At 46.0% G+C, this 17,132-nt stretch carries 16 protein-coding genes; 8 read left to right on the top strand and 8 right to left on the bottom strand.

All coding sequences use genetic code 11. The features are described 5' to 3' along the window. The first annotated feature begins 26 nt into the window (after positions 1-26). The 8 genes from secA to HMPREF1535_RS00805 all read left to right on the top strand — a co-directional run bounded on the left by secA (position 27) and on the right by HMPREF1535_RS00805 (position 8,544). Positions 27-3,404, top strand: a complete 3,378-nt coding sequence (gene secA / locus HMPREF1535_RS00770) for a preprotein translocase subunit SecA (protein WP_007658948.1) — start codon at positions 27-29, stop codon at positions 3,402-3,404. Between the two features lie 92 nt (positions 3,405-3,496). Continuing rightward, the gene (locus HMPREF1535_RS00775; RefSeq protein ID WP_007658949.1) at positions 3,497-3,727 is read left to right on the top strand and encodes a DUF3791 domain-containing protein; all 231 of its coding nucleotides are present in this window, start codon (positions 3,497-3,499) and stop codon (positions 3,725-3,727) included. Then, the gene (locus HMPREF1535_RS00780; protein WP_007658950.1) at positions 3,724-4,242 is read left to right on the top strand and encodes a DUF3990 domain-containing protein; all 519 of its coding nucleotides are present in this window, start codon (positions 3,724-3,726) and stop codon (positions 4,240-4,242) included. Before HMPREF1535_RS00775 ends, HMPREF1535_RS00780 begins: the two co-directional genes overlap by 4 nt. Beyond that, entirely contained in the window at positions 4,226-4,447 is a 222-nt protein-coding gene (locus HMPREF1535_RS00785; protein ID WP_007658951.1) for a DUF3791 domain-containing protein, read from the top strand. The genes HMPREF1535_RS00780 and HMPREF1535_RS00785 overlap by 17 nt, the downstream gene beginning before the upstream one ends. A 10-nt stretch (positions 4,448-4,457) precedes the next feature. After that, entirely contained in the window at positions 4,458-5,642 is a 1,185-nt protein-coding gene (locus HMPREF1535_RS00790; protein ID WP_046145009.1) for a glycerate kinase family protein, read from the top strand. A 6-nt stretch (positions 5,643-5,648) separates the two neighbouring features. Then, the gene (locus HMPREF1535_RS00795) at positions 5,649-6,389 is read left to right on the top strand and encodes an acyltransferase (protein WP_007658953.1); all 741 of its coding nucleotides are present in this window, start codon (positions 5,649-5,651) and stop codon (positions 6,387-6,389) included. Between the two features lie 163 nt (positions 6,390-6,552). Continuing rightward, positions 6,553-7,659 carry an alanine dehydrogenase gene (gene ald / locus HMPREF1535_RS00800; RefSeq protein WP_046145010.1) on the top strand — a complete coding sequence of 369 codons (1,107 nt, stop codon included), beginning with the start codon at positions 6,553-6,555 and terminating at the stop codon, positions 7,657-7,659. Positions 7,660-7,824: 165 nt separating this feature from the next. Beyond that, positions 7,825-8,544, top strand: coding sequence for a tetratricopeptide repeat protein (locus HMPREF1535_RS00805; RefSeq protein ID WP_007658956.1), 720 nt, complete (start codon positions 7,825-7,827; stop codon positions 8,542-8,544). Positions 8,545-8,635: 91 nt separating this feature from the next. On the opposite strand, the gene HMPREF1535_RS00810 is transcribed toward HMPREF1535_RS00805, so the two are convergent. From HMPREF1535_RS00810 to HMPREF1535_RS00845, 8 genes are all read right to left on the bottom strand, one after another. Beyond that, positions 8,636-9,028, bottom strand: a complete 393-nt coding sequence (locus HMPREF1535_RS00810; RefSeq protein ID WP_007658958.1) for an HU family DNA-binding protein — start codon at positions 9,026-9,028, stop codon at positions 8,636-8,638. Positions 9,029-9,227: 199 nt separating this feature from the next. Continuing rightward, the gene (rseP, locus tag HMPREF1535_RS00815) at positions 9,228-10,559 is read right to left on the bottom strand and encodes an RIP metalloprotease RseP (RefSeq protein WP_046145011.1); all 1,332 of its coding nucleotides are present in this window, start codon (positions 10,557-10,559) and stop codon (positions 9,228-9,230) included. Positions 10,560-10,614: 55 nt separating this feature from the next. Beyond that, on the bottom strand, positions 10,615-11,781 hold the full coding sequence (locus tag HMPREF1535_RS00820; RefSeq protein WP_007658969.1) for a 1-deoxy-D-xylulose-5-phosphate reductoisomerase: 1,167 nt from the start codon (positions 11,779-11,781) through the stop codon (positions 10,615-10,617). Between the two features lie 4 nt (positions 11,782-11,785). Beyond that, positions 11,786-12,658, bottom strand: coding sequence for a M23 family metallopeptidase (locus HMPREF1535_RS00825; protein WP_046145012.1), 873 nt, complete (start codon positions 12,656-12,658; stop codon positions 11,786-11,788). Positions 12,659-12,729: 71 nt separating this feature from the next. Then, complete coding sequence (gene rimM / locus HMPREF1535_RS00830; protein ID WP_046145013.1) at positions 12,730-13,251, bottom strand: ribosome maturation factor RimM; 522 nt, start codon at positions 13,249-13,251, stop codon at positions 12,730-12,732. 11 nt (positions 13,252-13,262) lie between these two features. Beyond that, positions 13,263-14,567 carry a UDP-N-acetylglucosamine 1-carboxyvinyltransferase gene (murA, locus tag HMPREF1535_RS00835; protein WP_007658974.1) on the bottom strand — a complete coding sequence of 435 codons (1,305 nt, stop codon included), beginning with the start codon at positions 14,565-14,567 and terminating at the stop codon, positions 13,263-13,265. Continuing rightward, the gene (locus HMPREF1535_RS00840) at positions 14,564-15,163 is read right to left on the bottom strand and encodes a DUF4290 domain-containing protein (RefSeq protein WP_007658975.1); all 600 of its coding nucleotides are present in this window, start codon (positions 15,161-15,163) and stop codon (positions 14,564-14,566) included. Before HMPREF1535_RS00840 ends, murA begins: the two co-directional genes overlap by 4 nt. Before the next feature lie 130 nt (positions 15,164-15,293). Then, the gene (locus HMPREF1535_RS00845) at positions 15,294-17,105 is read right to left on the bottom strand and encodes a glycoside hydrolase family 2 protein (protein WP_046146342.1); all 1,812 of its coding nucleotides are present in this window, start codon (positions 17,103-17,105) and stop codon (positions 15,294-15,296) included. Positions 17,106-17,132 lie beyond the last annotated feature (27 nt).

The raw sequence follows: 17,132 nt of genomic DNA on the forward strand, positions 1-17,132 counted from the left end.
CGAAATAAAATAAATTAATATATATCATGGGATTTAATGAATTTATGACGAAGCTGTTCGGCAACAAGTCGCAGCGAGACCTGAAAGAGATCACTCCATACGTGGATAAGATCAAGGCCGTATATCCGTCAATCCAGAAGCTCTCAAACGATGAGTTGAGAGCAAAAACAGATGAAATCAAACAACGTATTCAGGACTATGTAGCCGATGAACGGAAACAGGTGGAAGACCTCCGTAAAGGCATCGATGATAAAGAACTGGAAGAACGTGAAGCCATCTGGGCAGAAGTAGATAAAATTGAAAAGGCTATCACCGACAAGATGGAAGTGGTCCTGGAAGAATCTCTTCCGGAAGTATTCTCTATCATGAAGGAAACAGCCCGCCGCTTCACGGAAAACGAAGAAGTAGTGGTTACCGCTACCGATTTCGACCGCGACCTGGCAACCAAACACGATTTTGTCCGTATCGAAGGCGACAAGGCTATCTTCTTGAACCACTGGAAGGCCGGCGGTAACGAAATTACCTGGGACATGGTACACTACGACGTTCAGTTGTTCGGTGGTGTCGTTCTTCATAAAGGTAAAATCGCCGAAATGGCAACCGGTGAAGGTAAAACATTGGTAGCAACCCTGCCGGTATTCCTGAACGCCTTGACCCGTAACGGTGTACACGTTGTAACTGTGAACGACTACCTGTCAAAACGTGACTCGGAATGGATGGGACCGCTTTATATGTTCCACGGACTTTCCGTAGACTGTATCGACAAGCACCAGCCTAACTCGGATGCCCGCCGCGCGGCTTACAATGCAGACATCACCTTCGGTACAAACAACGAATTCGGTTTCGACTACCTGCGTGATAACATGGCGATCAGTCCGAACGATCTGGTACAGCGCAAACACAACTATGCCATCGTCGATGAGGTCGACTCTGTATTGATCGACGATGCCCGTACACCGTTGATCATTTCCGGTCCGATACCCCGTGGCGAAGAACAGTTGTTCGAACAGTTCCGTCCGAATGTGGAAGTCGTTGTAAACGCACAGAAAGACCTTTGTTCCAAGTTGCTGATCGAAGCCAAAAAGAAAATGGCCAGCAGCGACCCGAAAGAAGTAGAAGAAGGTTCTATCCAATTATATCGTTCATTCAAGGGGTATCCGCGTAACAAAGCGTTGATTAAATTCCTGAGCGAACAAGGTATCAAGGCACAGATGTTGAAGACGGAAGAATACTTCATGTCTGAAAATATGCGCCACATGCATGAAGCTACCGACGAACTGTACTTCGTGATTGACGAAAAGAATAACAGTATCGAACTGTCCGATAAGGGTATCGACCTGCTGACCGGCCGTTCCGACGACCCGACATTCTTCGTATTGCCGGATATCACTTCCGAACTTTCCCAGTTGGAAAACTTCAAGGGAACAGAAGAAGAAAAGCAAGCTAAGAAAGACGAAATCCTGGCTAACTATTCTGTCAAGAGCGAACGTGTACATACAATCAACCAGTTGCTGAAAGCCTACACATTGTTTGAAAAGGACGATGAATATGTAGTGATGGACAACAAGGTTATGATCGTCGACGAACAGACCGGACGTATCATGGACGGTCGTCGTTACTCAGACGGTTTGCATCAGGCTATCGAAGCCAAGGAAGGTGTAAAAGTGGAAGCTGCCACACAGACATTCGCAACTATCACTTTGCAGAACTACTTCCGTATGTACCACAAACTGTCAGGTATGACAGGTACGGCAGAAACGGAAGCCGGTGAATTCTGGGACATCTATAAACTGGATGTCGTAGTGATCCCGACCAACCGTCCGATTGCCCGTAACGATATGAACGACCGTATCTACAAGACCAAACGCGAAAAGTACGCCGCTGTTATCGAAGAAATCAGCGCATTGGTTGAAGCCGGACGCCCGGTACTGGTAGGTACGACTTCCGTAGAAATTTCGGAATTACTGAGCCGTATGCTTACCCTGCGTAAGATCAAACATAATGTATTGAATGCGAAGTTACACCAGAAAGAAGCCGAGATCGTTGCCCTGGCAGGTCAGAGCGGAACGGTAACTATCGCAACCAATATGGCCGGTCGTGGTACCGACATCAAGCTGTCGGCTGAAGTAAAGGCAGCAGGCGGTTTGGCTATCATCGGTACGGAACGTCACGAAAGCCGTCGTGTAGACCGCCAGTTGCGTGGTCGTGCAGGACGTCAGGGTGACCCGGGTTCTTCTGTATTCTACGTATCACTGGAAGATAACCTGATGCGTCTGTTCGCTTCCGACAAGATTGCCGGACTGATGGACAAGTTGGGATTCAAAGAAGGTGAAGTGCTGGAACACAATATGCTGAGCAAGTCAGTGGAACGTGCACAGAAGAAGGTGGAAGAAAATAACTTCGGTATCCGTAAACGTTTACTGGAATATGATGACGTAATGAACTCACAGCGTAACGTAATCTATACCCGCCGCCGTCACGCCTTGATGGGAGAACGTATCGGACTGGACGTATTGAATACGATCTACGATACATCTACCGCTATCGCCGAAGAGCATTCCGACGGTCTGGACTATGAAGGTTTCAAACTGGAACTGTTCAAGACATTCGCAATGGAAAGTCCGTTCACCGAAGAAGAGTTCAAGAGCATGAAAGCCTCTCAGTTGGGAGACAAATTGTTCGAAAACGCATTACAGACATTCAAACGCCGTATGGAACGTATGACGCAGGTAGCCAACCCGGTTATCAAGCAGGTTTACGAACACCAGGGTGCGATGTATGAAAACATCATGATCCCGGTAACCGACGGAAAACGCATGTACAATGTTTCATGTAACCTAAAGGAAGCATACGAAACAGAAAGCAAGGTAATCGCAAAATCATTCCAGAAATCAATCGTTCTGCATACGATAGACGAGGCTTGGAAAGAACACCTGCGTGAAATGGACGAACTGCGCCACTCGGTACAGAATGCCAGCTACGAAAACAAAGATCCGCTGTTGATCTACAAACTGGAATCATACAACCTGTTCAAGACAATGGTCGACACCATGAACCGTAAGACTGCCGCCGTCCTGATGCGCGGACAGATTCCGGTACGTGAGGAACCGACAGAAGAAGAAAAACAGGCAATGGCTCAGCGCCAGGCTGCTGCACAAGCTGCTCAGCAAGCTGCCGAACGCCAGCGTATCGAAGTAAAACAGGCCGGTCCGGAACAACGCCAGGACATGAGCCGCTATCGTACGGAGAAAACCGACATCAGCGGAAACAATGATCCGGAAGAACGTGCACCGCAACAGCCTAAACAAGAACCGGTTCGCGCCGAAAAACGCGTAGGCCGTAACGATCTTTGTCCTTGCGGAAGCGGAAAGAAGTACAAAAACTGTCACGGACAAGGTTTATAATACCTGACAGAATAACAGATAAGAAAAGGGTGGCTTGTAAAAGCTGCCCTTTTTTTCTATATTTGCACCAGATCACAATAAAGATAAATCCCATGACATTAGAAGAAAAGAAAATGGAATTCGTTGTTTTCTGTATCGAAAATGTTGCGGAACAGTTGAATGAACTGCCGGAAAATATTTATTCCAGATTAAATAACCTGGGACTTATTGATGATTTATTATTCGACTGTTACGAAGTTCTTCATACCCAAAGCAAGCAACATATAACGGAAGATATTATATTAGCCCTGAAAAACAGGGAGAAAGGAGAAATAAGTCAATGATAGTATATCATGGTTCTACCCTTTGCGTAGAAAATCCTTTAGTTGGCGTATGCCGTGACAATCTTGACTTTGGCAAGGGCTTTTACCTCACGGATATATGTGAACAAGCCATTAGCTGGGCCAAACGGGTAGCTATTATTTACAACAAACCGAACGCATACCTCAATAAATATGAATTAGACTATGAAACAATATGCCGGAATTACCGGATATTATCATTTGAAACCTACAACGAAACCTGGCTCGACTTCGTTATGGCTTCCCGGCGTGGCGAGCGTCGTTGGTCTGATTATGACATAATAGAAGGAGGCATAGCCAACGATCGTGTATTCAACACAATAGAACTATATTTTAACGGTCTGATCGATAAAGGCGAGGCTTTGAAGCGTCTTAGTTATGAACAACCGAATAATCAGATATGTCTGTTAAACCAATCACTTATAGATAAATATCTGCATTTTATAGATGCTACTAACATTAACAAGGAGGAAAGAAACGATGTCACAAGCCAATAATACATTGCTTCAAATGAAATATGCCCGGATTATTATGGGACTTTCCAAACGCCTGGGAATCAGTAGTCGCAGAGCATTAGCACTTTTTTATGAATCGAATACCTATCAATATCTACGTCAGAAAATAGGAGATCTGCACTGCATGAGTGATAACTACCTCATTGATGAATTGATTATCGAATATACCGGTAAACAGGGTTCATAAGCCATTGAACATGAAAAAAGTTGTCATCGCCGTCGACTCTTTTAAAGGCTGTCTTTCTTCTTCCGATATAGCGAAAGCTGTTGCGGAAGGAATTCACCATGTCATCCCCGGATGCGAAGTAATAAAGGTTCCCATTGCCGACGGTGGCGAAGGTACTGTTGAAGCACTGACACAGGCTACTCACGGGCAAGTTATTACGATTCCTGTACATAATCCATTCATGCAACCCATCCAGGCCAGCTATGGCATAACCGGTGACGGACAAACCGCTGTCATCGAAATGTCGGCAGCCAGCGGACTGGACCTGATTCCCCGGAAAGAAGGAAACGTGATGCACACCACCACTTACGGAACCGGCGAACTGATAGCCGATGCCATCGATCGCGGTTGCCGTAACTTCATCATCGGTGTGGGCGGCAGTGCCACGAACGATGCGGGTGTCGGCATGATGCAAGCCTTAGGAGTCCGTTTCACCGACGATAACGGCAACGAAGTAGAAAAGGGCGGAAAAGTACTATCTGCTATCTGCCATATCGACACCCGGAGCCAGCTTCCCGAGTTATCTGCCTGTACCTTCCATATAGCGACAGACGTGACCAACCCCTTCTTTGGTCCGCAAGGAGCCGCCCACATCTTCGGTCCTCAGAAAGGAGGCAATGAAATGCAAGTCGAAGCACTCGACAAAGGGATGAAACACCTGGCCGACCTGATTCTTGAAACAACCGGCAGAGACATCAGTGACCTGCCCGGAGCAGGAGCCGGAGGAGGCATGGGAGGCGGCTGCGTAGCTTTCCTTCAGGCAAAGATTTCATCCGGTATCGAACTGATTACAGAATATATCCATTTCAAAGAAATAATCAGGGAGGCCGACCTTGTCATCACCGGCGAAGGAAGAATAGACAGGCAAACCCTGTTCGGAAAAGTCCCGGTCGGAATCGCCCGCATTGCAGCATCACAGCATATACCTGTTATCGCCATCACCGGACAAGTGGAAACAGATGCAGAAACGGACAAACAATTACAACAGGCCGGATTATCCGCAATCTTTCCTATACACCCCGCTCCGGTTAGTTTGGAAGAAGCTATGCACCCCAATTATGCTTTCCGGAATATCCGGAGAACAATAGAACAAACCTGCCGGACACTACTTATCTTTGTAAACAAGAAAGATATAAATACAGATCATAAAATTTAGCATGACATGAAACATATTAACGGAGAGAACAACGAAATCACATTCATTTTCCCACATGACAGAATTGATTGTATTTCTTCTCAAAACACAAAATTCAACCAGATTATCAGCCAGGCCAATATTACAATCACAGGAAATAACAATCACATTTCAATGTGTTTCGATTCGGAAGACAGTGCGGAGGAATTACTGCTCAGCGACGGATTTCTCTTGATTGTAAAAGGAGATAACAATAGTATAAATATGGGAACGATACTGCTACGATGTTCTACTATTTTAGGCATGACAGGCTTGAAACTTATCATCGGACAATTGCCCGGACTGGGCGCAGGCGTTTCGCGGGTTGCCAACAACTGCCGGGTAGATATCGGGAACCGTGTGGTGATCAATGGTGTTACATTATATTTACAAGAAGATGATTCGCATGTCAGTATTGGAGATGACAGTCAGTTAAGCTGGGGCGTCGATATATGGTGCACCGATGCACATACGATAACAGATTTAGAAGGCGAACCGATAAATTTTGCCCGAAGTATAGAAATTGGCAAACATGTATGGATAGGAAAAGATGTGAAAGTTGGCAAGAATGTAAAAATATCCGATAACAGTATTGTCGGTTGGGGAAGCATCGTAACCAAAGAATTTAATGAATCGAATGTGATTATTGCAGGTACCCCCGCCAAAATCATAAAGCGAGGAATAAATTGGGACCGCAGATGTATTAATAAGTATTTAAAAGAGAAATAAGACTTCCCGGTGCATTCCTTTATAATCAACCGGTAACAAGCCGTACATTAACAGATATTCCGAAGTATACAGATTACTTTACGCGACAAAAAGTTGATTATCTATAACATAATGTCATATTTTTCTGTACATTGCAGCATAATAACTATTAAAGACTAACATTATGATCATCGGAATTCCTAAAGAAATCAAGAACAATGAGAACCGGGTAGCGCTTACGCCTGCCGGAGCAAAAGAGTTGGTAAAAAGAGGACACACCGTATATGTACAGCATACTGCGGGTGAGAATAGCGGTTTTCCAGATTCAGCCTATGAGACAGTCGGAGCAAAGATTCTCCCGTCGATCAACGACGTCTACCAGACTGCTGAAATGATCGTGAAAGTAAAAGAGCCGATTGCCGTAGAATATCCTTTAGTACGGAAAGGACAACTGGTCTTTACTTATTTTCATTTTGCCTCGGACGAAAAGCTGACGCTTGCCATGATGGACAGCGGCTCCGTCTGCCTGGCCTACGAAACGGTAGAAAATCCGGACGGTACACTTCCTTTATTAATCCCTATGAGCGAAGTCGCCGGACGCATGTCGATACAGGAAGGCGCACGTTTCCTAGAGAAACCCCAGGGAGGCAAAGGCATCCTGTTGGGTGGCGTACCGGGAGTGAAACCTGCCCGCGTACTGGTACTCGGTGGCGGTATCGTTGGCTACAATGCCGCGCTGATGGCTGCCGGAATGGGTGCCGACGTGACAATAGCCGATATCTCACTTCCACGCCTGCGCCATCTGGAAGAGGTCATGCCCGCCAATGTCAGGACTTTATATTCTTCTACGCATAACATCGAAACGGAACTTCCGGCGACCGACCTGGTGATCGGTGCCGTCCTGATTCCCGGAGCCAAGGCTCCTCATCTGATCACAAAAGAGATGCTGGGACTAATGAAACCCGGCAGTGTCTTGGTAGACGTAGCGATCGACCAGGGCGGTTGTTTCGAAACTTCACATCCGACAACCCATGCCGATCCCGTTTACACAGTCGACGGTATCGTACATTATTGCGTAGCCAATATCCCGGGTGCCGTGCCCCAGACTTCCACGCTGGCATTGACCAACGCTACCCTCCCCTACGTGCTGGAACTGGCAGACAAAGGTTGGAAAGAAGCCTGCAAAGAAGATAAGACACTCTATCCCGGATTGAACATCATTGAGGGACAGATTGTCTATCCCGCCGTTGCCGAAGCATTCGGATTACCTTGTTATCCGGCGGTATTATAATCTACAAATAGCACGCAGATGACACTGATTTCATCCAACTTTGATAAATCAATTACTCCCTCTCTTTCCTTTATAATTACAAAAAAATGTAAAATCGCTTTGATACTTTTATTGAGGTTACTACCTTAGCGCAACTAATAATAAAAATTAAATCGTTTAACAACCATGAAGAAAATTGTTTTGTTATTGGCTTTTTGCCTGAGTATTGGAAACGTATTTGCACAAGACGCTGATAAACTGCGTGATGAAGGTGATGCTGCCTTGAAAGCAAAGAACTATGCAGAAGCTTTTACAAAGTATGACGGGTTCCTGAAACAAACAAACAATGAAGATGCAGACCGTGTTTTCAACTGTGCATTTGCCGCTTTCCAGGCAAAAAAGTATGAAGATGCTGTAAAGTATTACGATCTGGCTATTCAAAAGAACAAAAACATTGATGACGCTTATACAGGTAAAGCAATGGCATTGCGTAACCTGAATAAAGCTGCCGAATTTACTGCAACCGTTGAAGCCGGCCTGAAAGCTAAACCGGGTGATGCAGATTTGGAAAAACTGCTTTATGTATATTGCATGAAACAAGGTCAGGCTGTACAAAAAAGCGGAAAGATTGCTGATGCTGAAGAATTATACAAAGACGTGCTGATCGTAAGCAATCCCAAATACAAAGAAAATGCTTTGTATAGCTTAGGAGCCATGTATTACAACGAAGGAGCCAAGATTCTGGCTGCTGCTACCGACCCGGCTAAATATGAAGCTGAAAAAGATAAGGCAGACGTTCAGATGAAAAAGGCAAAAGAATATATGGAACAGGCAGTAGCTCTTAACGCAGCGAACGCTAACGCCAAGAAAATCCTTGATTCCATCAACGAAACATTGGCTAAATAACATCCCCTGAATCCACACATTCGGTTATACAACAAAACAAGGCACGGATACACATCATAATCCGTGCCTTATTTTATAATCTCCGTTCGATTTACTCCAAACAAATCCATTCCAAATCCTCTGCAATCAAGGTCTGTTCGGTAATCTGCCCTTTATGACCACGCTTGTATTCAGGAATAAACCCCACCTTAACGGCTGTAATTTGCCGAGGTGATACCTCTTCAGGCATATCCACCCCCTGCCCGACGGACTGGCAGGTCAGATAGAAAGTTCCAATCCCCATCAAGCGTACCGACTGCCCTGTGCTCAACATATCGGCCAACACATCACCCAGATTTGCCAATACGGCATACGTATCCCCACGGCTCACAGTGGAAATCTTTGACAAACGAGCTGCTACATCGTCTGTCGTAAACGGGCTCTTTCCCGTCACTGCCCGCGGATACCATTTTTTTCCTAACTTTTGTTTCTTGTAAAATGCCATATTCATTCCTCCTTATCTGTGAATCGACAAAGAATCATTCCGGATGATTATATAAATCATTCCCATTGATTGTATGAATCATCGGGGATGATTCCTCATCTTTCCGCAAATATAATACAAACAAGTATAAATAAAAAGCACATGTCACCCGAATTTTATCTATTCGGATAACACGTGCTCAAAAAACCTTCGGTCTACTTCAGGACTTGAAGAAGAAGCGGAATATATCATTACCGTTTGCGTAGATCAGCAAAGCGAAAAGCAGGAACATACCGGTTATCTGGGCATATTCGAGGAACTTGTCGCTCGGCTTGCGACGGGCAATTACCTCATACAAGAGGAACATCACATGACCGCCATCCAACGCCGGAATAGGCAATATATTCATAAAGGCCAAGATGATGGACAGGAAAGCCGTCTGCATCCAGAACACTTGCCAGTCCCAAACTGTCGGGAAAATGCTGCCGATCGTACCAAAGCCGCCCAGGCTCGAAGCGCCTTCCTTAGTAAATACATACTTCATGTCGTTCACATAGCCTTTCAAGGTATTGATACCCAGTCTGACACCGGCAGGAAACGATTCGAAAAAGCCGTAAGTACGGGTTACCGTCGGGTATAAATCCGTTTTGCTCATCAGATAAACACCGATCTTACCCGCCGTATCCGGTTGGATAACAACCGACTGTTCCATTCCGTCACGGTAAAATCCCAAAGTAATATCCTTTCCTTTATTCTGATCCAGCATTTTAGCCACATCTTCAAACAGAGGGGTTGCCTGGCCGTTAATCGAGACAATACTGTCTCCCGGTTGCAAACCGGCAATAGCAGCAGGCGAATCTTTCTCGGAAAGTTTCTTTACAACCATCGGTACACGATCCGGACTGGCAAATCCTTTTCCTTCGCGCATAAAACGCTGCATCATATCTTCCGGTATAGGAATAACCGTTTCCACACCATCACGCAAGACTGTTACATTACTTGCTTCCACAACCTTACGGAAGCTGGACTGATCCAGGCGGTCCAATTCCTCATTGTTGGCCTTCAACAGAATATCACCGTCGCGGAAACCTACCTCCTGAAATGCTTCGCTGTAATACATGCCATGCTTCATATTCTTCAGTGGCAAATAAGTTTCGCCCCAGGTATAAAGCACCATCGAATAAATAAACAACGCCAACAGGAAGTTAAACAAAACCCCTGCAATCATGATCATCAAACGCTGACCGGCCGGCTTGGAACGGAACTCGTACGGTTTGGCAGGCTGTGCCATCGCTTCCTTGTCCATACTTTCGTCGATCATACCGGATATCTTGCAATAACCGCCTAAAGGCAACCAGCCGATACCATATTCCGTATCACTGTTCTTCGGCTTGAATTTGAACAATGAGAACCAAGGATCGAAGAAAAGATAAAACTTCTCTACCCGTACCTTAAAAATACGGGCAAAGATAAAATGTCCGAACTCATGTACAAGGACCAATATCGATAAGCTCAGGATGAGCTGTAACGCTCTAATTAAAAATGTCTCCATCTATTTGTTTGTCTGTATTAATTTATTTCTTTTTACTCATATAACCTTCCCCGGTCTATTTTCCGGCTATCGTATTCATGACCGAGGCCGCTACCCTACGTGCCTCGGCATCTGTCGCCACATAATCCTCATAAGTAGGCGTTGCGATAAAAGAAGAGGTTGCCATCGTCTTTTCAATCACATCACTCATTTGAAGGAAACCTATTTCGTCGCGCAGGAAAGCAGCTACCACCACTTCGTTGGCAGCATTCAGGATACACGGCATATTTCCTCCCGTACGAATGGCATCGAACGCAAAAGCCAGGTTACGGAAACGCGTCATATCGGGTTCCTCGAACGTCAACGTGGAATAGAGGTTAAAATCCAACCGGGGAGCCTTACTCGTCAGGCGCTTCGGATAAGAAAACGCATAACTGATAGGCAATTTCATATCCGGAATACCCAACTGAGCCATCACAGCACCGTCTTCAAACTGCACCATCGAATGAATGACCGACTGCGGATGCACCACGATCTGTATCTGTTCAGGCGTTACGCCGAACAGCCATTTCGCTTCGATCATCTCAAAGCCTTTGTTCATCATAGAAGCCGAATCGATCGTGATCTTTGCCCCCATGCTCCAGTTCGGATGCTTCAACGCCTGTGCCTTGGTGACCACTGCCAGTTCCTCCATCGTCTTCGTGCGGAACGGACCACCGGATGCGGTAAGCAGAATCTTTTCCACCTGGTTCTCCCATTCTCCCGCTAAACACTGGAAAATGGCGGAATGTTCAGAATCGACCGGCAATACCGGCACTTTATGTTCCGTTGCAAGCGAGGTAATCAGTTCGCCGGCCACCACCAATGTTTCCTTATTTGCCAACGCTATAGCCTTACCTGCCTTGATAGCGGCTATCGTCGGTTTCAGGCCGGAATATCCGACCATGGCAGTCAGTACCATGTCGATTGGCTCCGACTGTACCACCTGGGCGATAGCGTCCGAACCGGCCCACACCTTGATCGGCAAATCTTCCAAAGCCTCTTTCAGTTCGGGATATTTCTGTTCGTTGGCAATAACAACCACTTCGGGCATATATTTTCGTGCCTGGTTAATCAGTAAATCTACCTGGTTGTTAGCGGTCAGAGCATATACTTCAAACAGGTCGGCATGTTCGCTGACCACCTCCAAAGCCTGTGTCCCGATCGAGCCGGTAGAACCTAATATGGCTAAACTTCTTTTCATCGATTTAAAAAGCTATATATTCTTCAGGATTGACCGGAATACCTTTATACCACAACTCGAAATGGAGATGCGGACCGGTAGACAGTTTCCCCGTGTTTCCCACCAAAGCTATCGCTTCGCCGGCAACAACATGGTCGCCAATCTCTTTCAGCAATAATTCATTATGTTTATAAACGGACAGGAATCCGTTCTTGTGTTGCAACTGGATCACATTTCCGAAATTGGGATCAAAGCCGGTGAATACCACCGTTCCGTCCAGAGTTGCCAGTACGCTTTCTTTCGGAGCAGCCACCAGGTCTACCCCGAAATGACGGGCATCCGCCTCGTAATGCGAAGAGACCACACCGTTTACCGGCTTATAGAAAAAGATACCGTCGGTAGGAACCGGATTCGGATTCAGCACCGTCAGGTTATACTTTTCTTCTTCCTCAAAACTCTTTACAAATTTCTCTTCCGATTTGCTGCGGGGAATCTCATAATTGGCATCCACATGGGCCAGGGAGTCTATCTGACGGATAGAATCTAGTTCGATCGTACCCGACAGGATACCGGCGACATTTTCCAGGTAAAGCGACTGAATGGAGATCATCCGCTCCAGCGAATCGGCACGCAACGCATTGTCCACAATCTCCTTACGTATTTCCACGTCCAGATAACCCGGCAAATAATTTCGTATCGGTGTTTTAATGATAATCAACGCAGTGAAAGCGATCAGCATGAAAGCAAACAAAGCAAGGGTAAGAAATGCCGTCAATTGCGACAAGCGGAAAGACCATACTTCTTCGAGCGTCGTTTCATTGAAAAAAGACAGCTTGTACTTAAACCTTATCCGGTGCCAGAATGATTTCTTATTGTTCTTTCGTTGTTTTCGTGCCATGTTTTTATGTTAAAACGCAAAAGTAACAAAAACCGTATCTACACGGGCATTGTTTACTCTAATTAACGTTATTATAAATCAAGCAGACCTTCAGGAACGGATACCCGCAGTGTTTTGTTTTCATGATCCGCAGCCGTTATCAACTCTTCGGCAGCCGGGAGCAGCAGTTCATTGCCGTGATGGTCGATCTGCAAAAGTACATTGATCGTCGTTTCATCCACGTCGGTGATCTTGCCCAATTCCCCGTGACGCTCGTCGATCACAGTGTATCCGATAAAGCTATCCCATGACATGTCGCCCACCAAATCTTCCTCATCCGCATCTTCCAGCAGGAAAAAGACTTCACGGTTCGTAAACTCGCGGGCGGCTTTCTCGTCGTCTACATTCTCCAGCTTCACCAGCATGACGGTATCGGTCTTGTAACGGTATTCCTCTATAAAAAAAGGTACCAGGATGCCATCCATTTCACAGATGATACAAGGGTCTTCGACATCATCAAACAGGTCGCAATTGGTCACCAGCGAGATTTCTCCCTTTATCCCGTGAGGCTTGGCAAACTGCCCGATCTTAAAAACTTCTTCTTTTCTTATCATAACAGGGAATGTCAGAGCCGGGTAATACGGGCTCCTATGTTATTCAAACGTTTATCGATATTCTGATATCCACGGTCGATCTGGTCGATGTTATGGATATGGCTGGTTCCTTCGGCACTCATTGCCGCAATCAGCAGGGCGATACCGGCACGGATATCCGGAGATACCATATTGGAACCACGTAGTTTGAAACGGTTACCCAAACCGATCACCGTAGCCCGGTGCGGGTCACAAAGGATGATCTGCGCCCCCATGTCGATCAGTTTATCCACAAAGAACAGGCGGCTTTCGAACATCTTCTGATGGATCAGCACGCTACCGACAGCCTGGGTGGCAACCACTAGGAAGACACTCAGCAAGTCAGGCGTAAGTCCCGGCCAGGGAGCATCGGCTATCGTCATGATAGAACCGTCGATAAAGGTATCTATTTCGTAAGAATCGTGTGTAGGAATATGGATATCATCGCCTATCTGTTCGACCGTGATACCCAGGCGGCGGAACGACTCGGGGATTATTCCCAGCTTGTCATATCCGGTATTTTTTATGGTAATGTCCGATGCGGTCATGGCTGCCATACCGATAAAACTGCCGACTTCGATCATATCCGGCAAAATGGTATGGGTAGTTCCTCCCAGGGACTCGACCCCTTCGATGGTGAGCAGATTAGAACCTACCCCCGATATGCGGGCACCCATCTGGTTGAGCATGGACGATAATTGCTGCAAATAGGGTTCGCAGGCGGCGTTATAAATGGTAGTTGTCCCCTCGGCCAGCACGGCTGCCATCAGAATATTAGCGGTACCGGTCACTGAAGCCTCATCCAGGAGCATATAAGCACCTTTCAAACGTTTAGCTTCGATTTCATACAGTTGGCGTTCGGCATCATAGCTGAAACAAGCACCCAACTTCTGGATACCGACAAAGTGCGTATCCAAACGGCGGCGTCCGATCTTGTCGCCTCCCGGTTTCGGTATCAAAGCCTTTCCGAAACGGGCTACCAGCGGACCGACGATCATCACCGAACCGCGCAAGGACCCGCTTTTACGCAGGAAGTCTTCCGTATTCAGATAATCCAGGTCGATGGCATCTGCCTGAAAGGTATAGGTGTCGGCAGCAGGATGTTCCACTTTCACCTGCATGTCACGAAATAGCTGGATAAGATTATTCACGTCCAGGATATCGGGGACATTGTGGATCGTTACTTTCTCCGAAGTCAATAATACGGCACAGATCACTTCCAGCGCCTCGTTCTTGGCTCCTTGCGGAGTGATCTCACCGGATAATTTATAACCACCTTCTATAACAAACGAACTCATCGGCTTTTACGGGGATAATTCTTTTTGTTAGTATTATTCCGGGCCAGGATATCGCGGCTTTCTGCTAATTTATGAACTTCTTCATCCAAAACGATCTTACCGCTTGACAGTTCGTCAAGGTCTTTGAATATCTTACGGTCGTCGACCGACTCTTTATTCCAGGTAAGGAAAGATTTCTTCATCTGGGTAGCCAGCAGTTTGATAAGCTGGTCTTTCTCCACTCCCGCTTCCAGTTCCGTTGCTTTACGGATCATCAGTTCCAATGTCTTTCCGTAATGGCGGTAGCGGATACGGTTGTTATTGTAAGGGATACGGGGAGGACGGGCATATAAATTTTCCTTCTTCACGATTTCGTAAGGATAGTCGATATCCAGCTTGAAATCTGCCATGATAGCCAGGTGATCCCACAAAATGTGTTTGAAATCGTTTACATCACGCAGGTGGGGAAACATATTTCCCATGATGTTGATTATCGTATTGGCACAACGTTTACGTTCTTCTCTGTCCTCTATTGCAACGCAATAATCAACCATGTTCTGGATATTGCGTCCGTATTCGGGCATAACCAATTTCTTTTCTTCTGTATTATATTTCATTATCATATTCATTTATCCGGCAAATGTACTTATTTTAATTGATTTACACAAGAAGTCCCTATACCTACAAAAAAGGTATAGGGACAACTATTTCAACAATGTAAATTTTCTTACTTGGTATAGAATAAATCTACTTTGACAATTGGTTAATCACCGCCTGGTTGGCTTTCTTCACGGCGGCTTCGTTTATCTTGATTTCTTTACGGTCGTATGTCATCAGGCCGTTCACTTCGCCTTCCACATCTGTCGTTTGGGTGTAAACGGCTGCGGAGAAACCACGGTCAACCATCTCTTTCAGTTCGTTGGCATATTTTACATATTCGGCTGTTACTTCGTCGCTGTTCTTGAACTGGACATATCCCCAGTTGCGTTTATTCCACCACAAATGGTTTTCCAATGGCAGACCGATTCCGCCGTACTCACCCAGCACAGTTATCCGTTGCGGGTCAAACAGGAACATGCTCGGTCCCGGATAATTATGCAGGTCGAGAATGTCGCCGCAAGCCCGGTGGTTTCCTCCGCTGGCCGGATTTACCAGGCGGGAAGGATCATAGTTCTTTGTCCATTCAGCCACTTTTTCGGTATCAAACTGTCCCCATGCCTCATTGAAAGGAACCCATACAACAACGGACGGATGGGATACACATAAGTCCATAATTTCTTTCCATTCCTGATAGTAGTTTGCAATCGATGCGGAAGAACGTTCTTTATCCGTTCCGCCATTATAAGTATGAGGTGCCCACTGATTACCCATATCACCGCTCGGCATATCCTGCCAAACCAGGATACCCTCCTTATCGCAATGATAGTACCAACGGGCCGGTTCCACTTTCACATGCTTACGGATCATATTGAAACCCCAGTCTTTTGTTTTAACGATATCATACAGCAAAGCCTCATCCGTCGGAGCCGTATATAATCCGTCCGGCCACCAGCCCTGATCCAGCGGACCATACTGGAAGAGATTTTTATTATTCAACTGCATACGCATAATCCCGTTCGCATCCCTTTTGGATGATATTTTACGGAAAGCCGTATATGATTTCACGTCATCCACTACTTTTCCATCTTTCGTCAACGATACTTTCATATCATACAGATACGGATTGGAAGTATCCCAAAGAGTCGGGTTCTGCACAGCCAGGCGAAGTTCTTTTCCCTGAACGCCTTTTGCCGAAGCAACAACCTGCCCTTTATCCAGCAACTTGACTTCGACAACAGCCGTATTGCAAGGCTGCGAAGTACCTACCGTTACATTCATCGTCCCGTTATCAATATTCGGGATCGACTTTACCGAAGTAATATGGTTGGTGGCTACCGGCTCCAACCACACAGTCTGCCAGATTCCGGTAACAGGGGTATACCAGATGCCTTCCGGATTAGAGGTCTGTTTCCCGCGTGGCTGATAGCCTCTATCGCTCGGATCCCACACACGTACAACTAGTTTCTGATTACTTTTTCCAGTCAGATAAGGAGTGATATTAAATGAAAAAGGAGTAAACCCACCCTGATGAGAGCCTATCAGAATGTCATTGACAAACACATCTGCTTTCCAGTCTACGGCACCGAAATTAAGTACCACATCTTTATTCTTCCAGTTCGCAGGAACAGCGAATGAACGCTTATACCACAATTCATTATTTTCTCCTACTTCTTTCTGAACACCGGACAAGGAAGATTCCACCGCAAAGGGAACCAGGATATTCCCGTCAAACGAGTTCGGTTCCACCTCCCCTTTCGGTTTAATGGCATATTCCCATTCACCGTTCAGATTTACCCAGTCCGTACGTTCCAGTTGCGGACGGGGATATTCGGGTAATACGTTTTGGGGGTTGATCTGTTCCGCCCATTTTGTTTTGATCTTATCACCTGCCGGCTTCCACTGAGCCTGCGCACATACAGTAAGTGCCAAAGCACAACATACCAATACTGCTTTCTTCATGTTCTCGGATATTAAAGTTACCATTCG

This window comes from Parabacteroides goldsteinii DSM 19448 = WAL 12034, assembly GCF_000969835.1.
Classification (GTDB): domain Bacteria; phylum Bacteroidota; class Bacteroidia; order Bacteroidales; family Tannerellaceae; genus Parabacteroides; species Parabacteroides goldsteinii.

Bases quoted from the DNA above. Each gene is read 5' to 3' on its own strand.
- secA (WP_007658948.1), top strand. From the start codon at position 27: ATGGGATTTAATGAATTTATGACGAAGCTGTTCGGCAACAAGTCGCAG.
- HMPREF1535_RS00775 (WP_007658949.1), top strand. From the start codon at position 3,497: ATGACATTAGAAGAAAAGAAAATGGAATTCGTTGTTTTCTGTATCGAA.
- HMPREF1535_RS00780 (WP_007658950.1), top strand. From the start codon at position 3,724: ATGATAGTATATCATGGTTCTACCCTTTGCGTAGAAAATCCTTTAGTT.
- HMPREF1535_RS00785 (WP_007658951.1), top strand. From the start codon at position 4,226: ATGTCACAAGCCAATAATACATTGCTTCAAATGAAATATGCCCGGATT.
- HMPREF1535_RS00790 (WP_046145009.1), top strand. From the start codon at position 4,458: ATGAAAAAAGTTGTCATCGCCGTCGACTCTTTTAAAGGCTGTCTTTCT.
- HMPREF1535_RS00795 (WP_007658953.1), top strand. From the start codon at position 5,649: ATGAAACATATTAACGGAGAGAACAACGAAATCACATTCATTTTCCCA.
- ald (WP_046145010.1), top strand. From the start codon at position 6,553: ATGATCATCGGAATTCCTAAAGAAATCAAGAACAATGAGAACCGGGTA.
- HMPREF1535_RS00805 (WP_007658956.1), top strand. From the start codon at position 7,825: ATGAAGAAAATTGTTTTGTTATTGGCTTTTTGCCTGAGTATTGGAAAC.
- HMPREF1535_RS00810 (WP_007658958.1), bottom strand. From the start codon at position 9,028: ATGGCATTTTACAAGAAACAAAAGTTAGGAAAAAAATGGTATCCGCGG.
- rseP (WP_046145011.1), bottom strand. From the start codon at position 10,559: ATGGAGACATTTTTAATTAGAGCGTTACAGCTCATCCTGAGCTTATCG.
- HMPREF1535_RS00820 (WP_007658969.1), bottom strand. From the start codon at position 11,781: ATGAAAAGAAGTTTAGCCATATTAGGTTCTACCGGCTCGATCGGGACA.
- HMPREF1535_RS00825 (WP_046145012.1), bottom strand. From the start codon at position 12,658: ATGGCACGAAAACAACGAAAGAACAATAAGAAATCATTCTGGCACCGG.
- rimM (WP_046145013.1), bottom strand. From the start codon at position 13,251: ATGATAAGAAAAGAAGAAGTTTTTAAGATCGGGCAGTTTGCCAAGCCT.
- murA (WP_007658974.1), bottom strand. From the start codon at position 14,567: ATGAGTTCGTTTGTTATAGAAGGTGGTTATAAATTATCCGGTGAGATC.
- HMPREF1535_RS00840 (WP_007658975.1), bottom strand. From the start codon at position 15,163: ATGAAATATAATACAGAAGAAAAGAAATTGGTTATGCCCGAATACGGA.
- HMPREF1535_RS00845 (WP_046146342.1), bottom strand. From the start codon at position 17,105: ATGAAGAAAGCAGTATTGGTATGTTGTGCTTTGGCACTTACTGTATGT.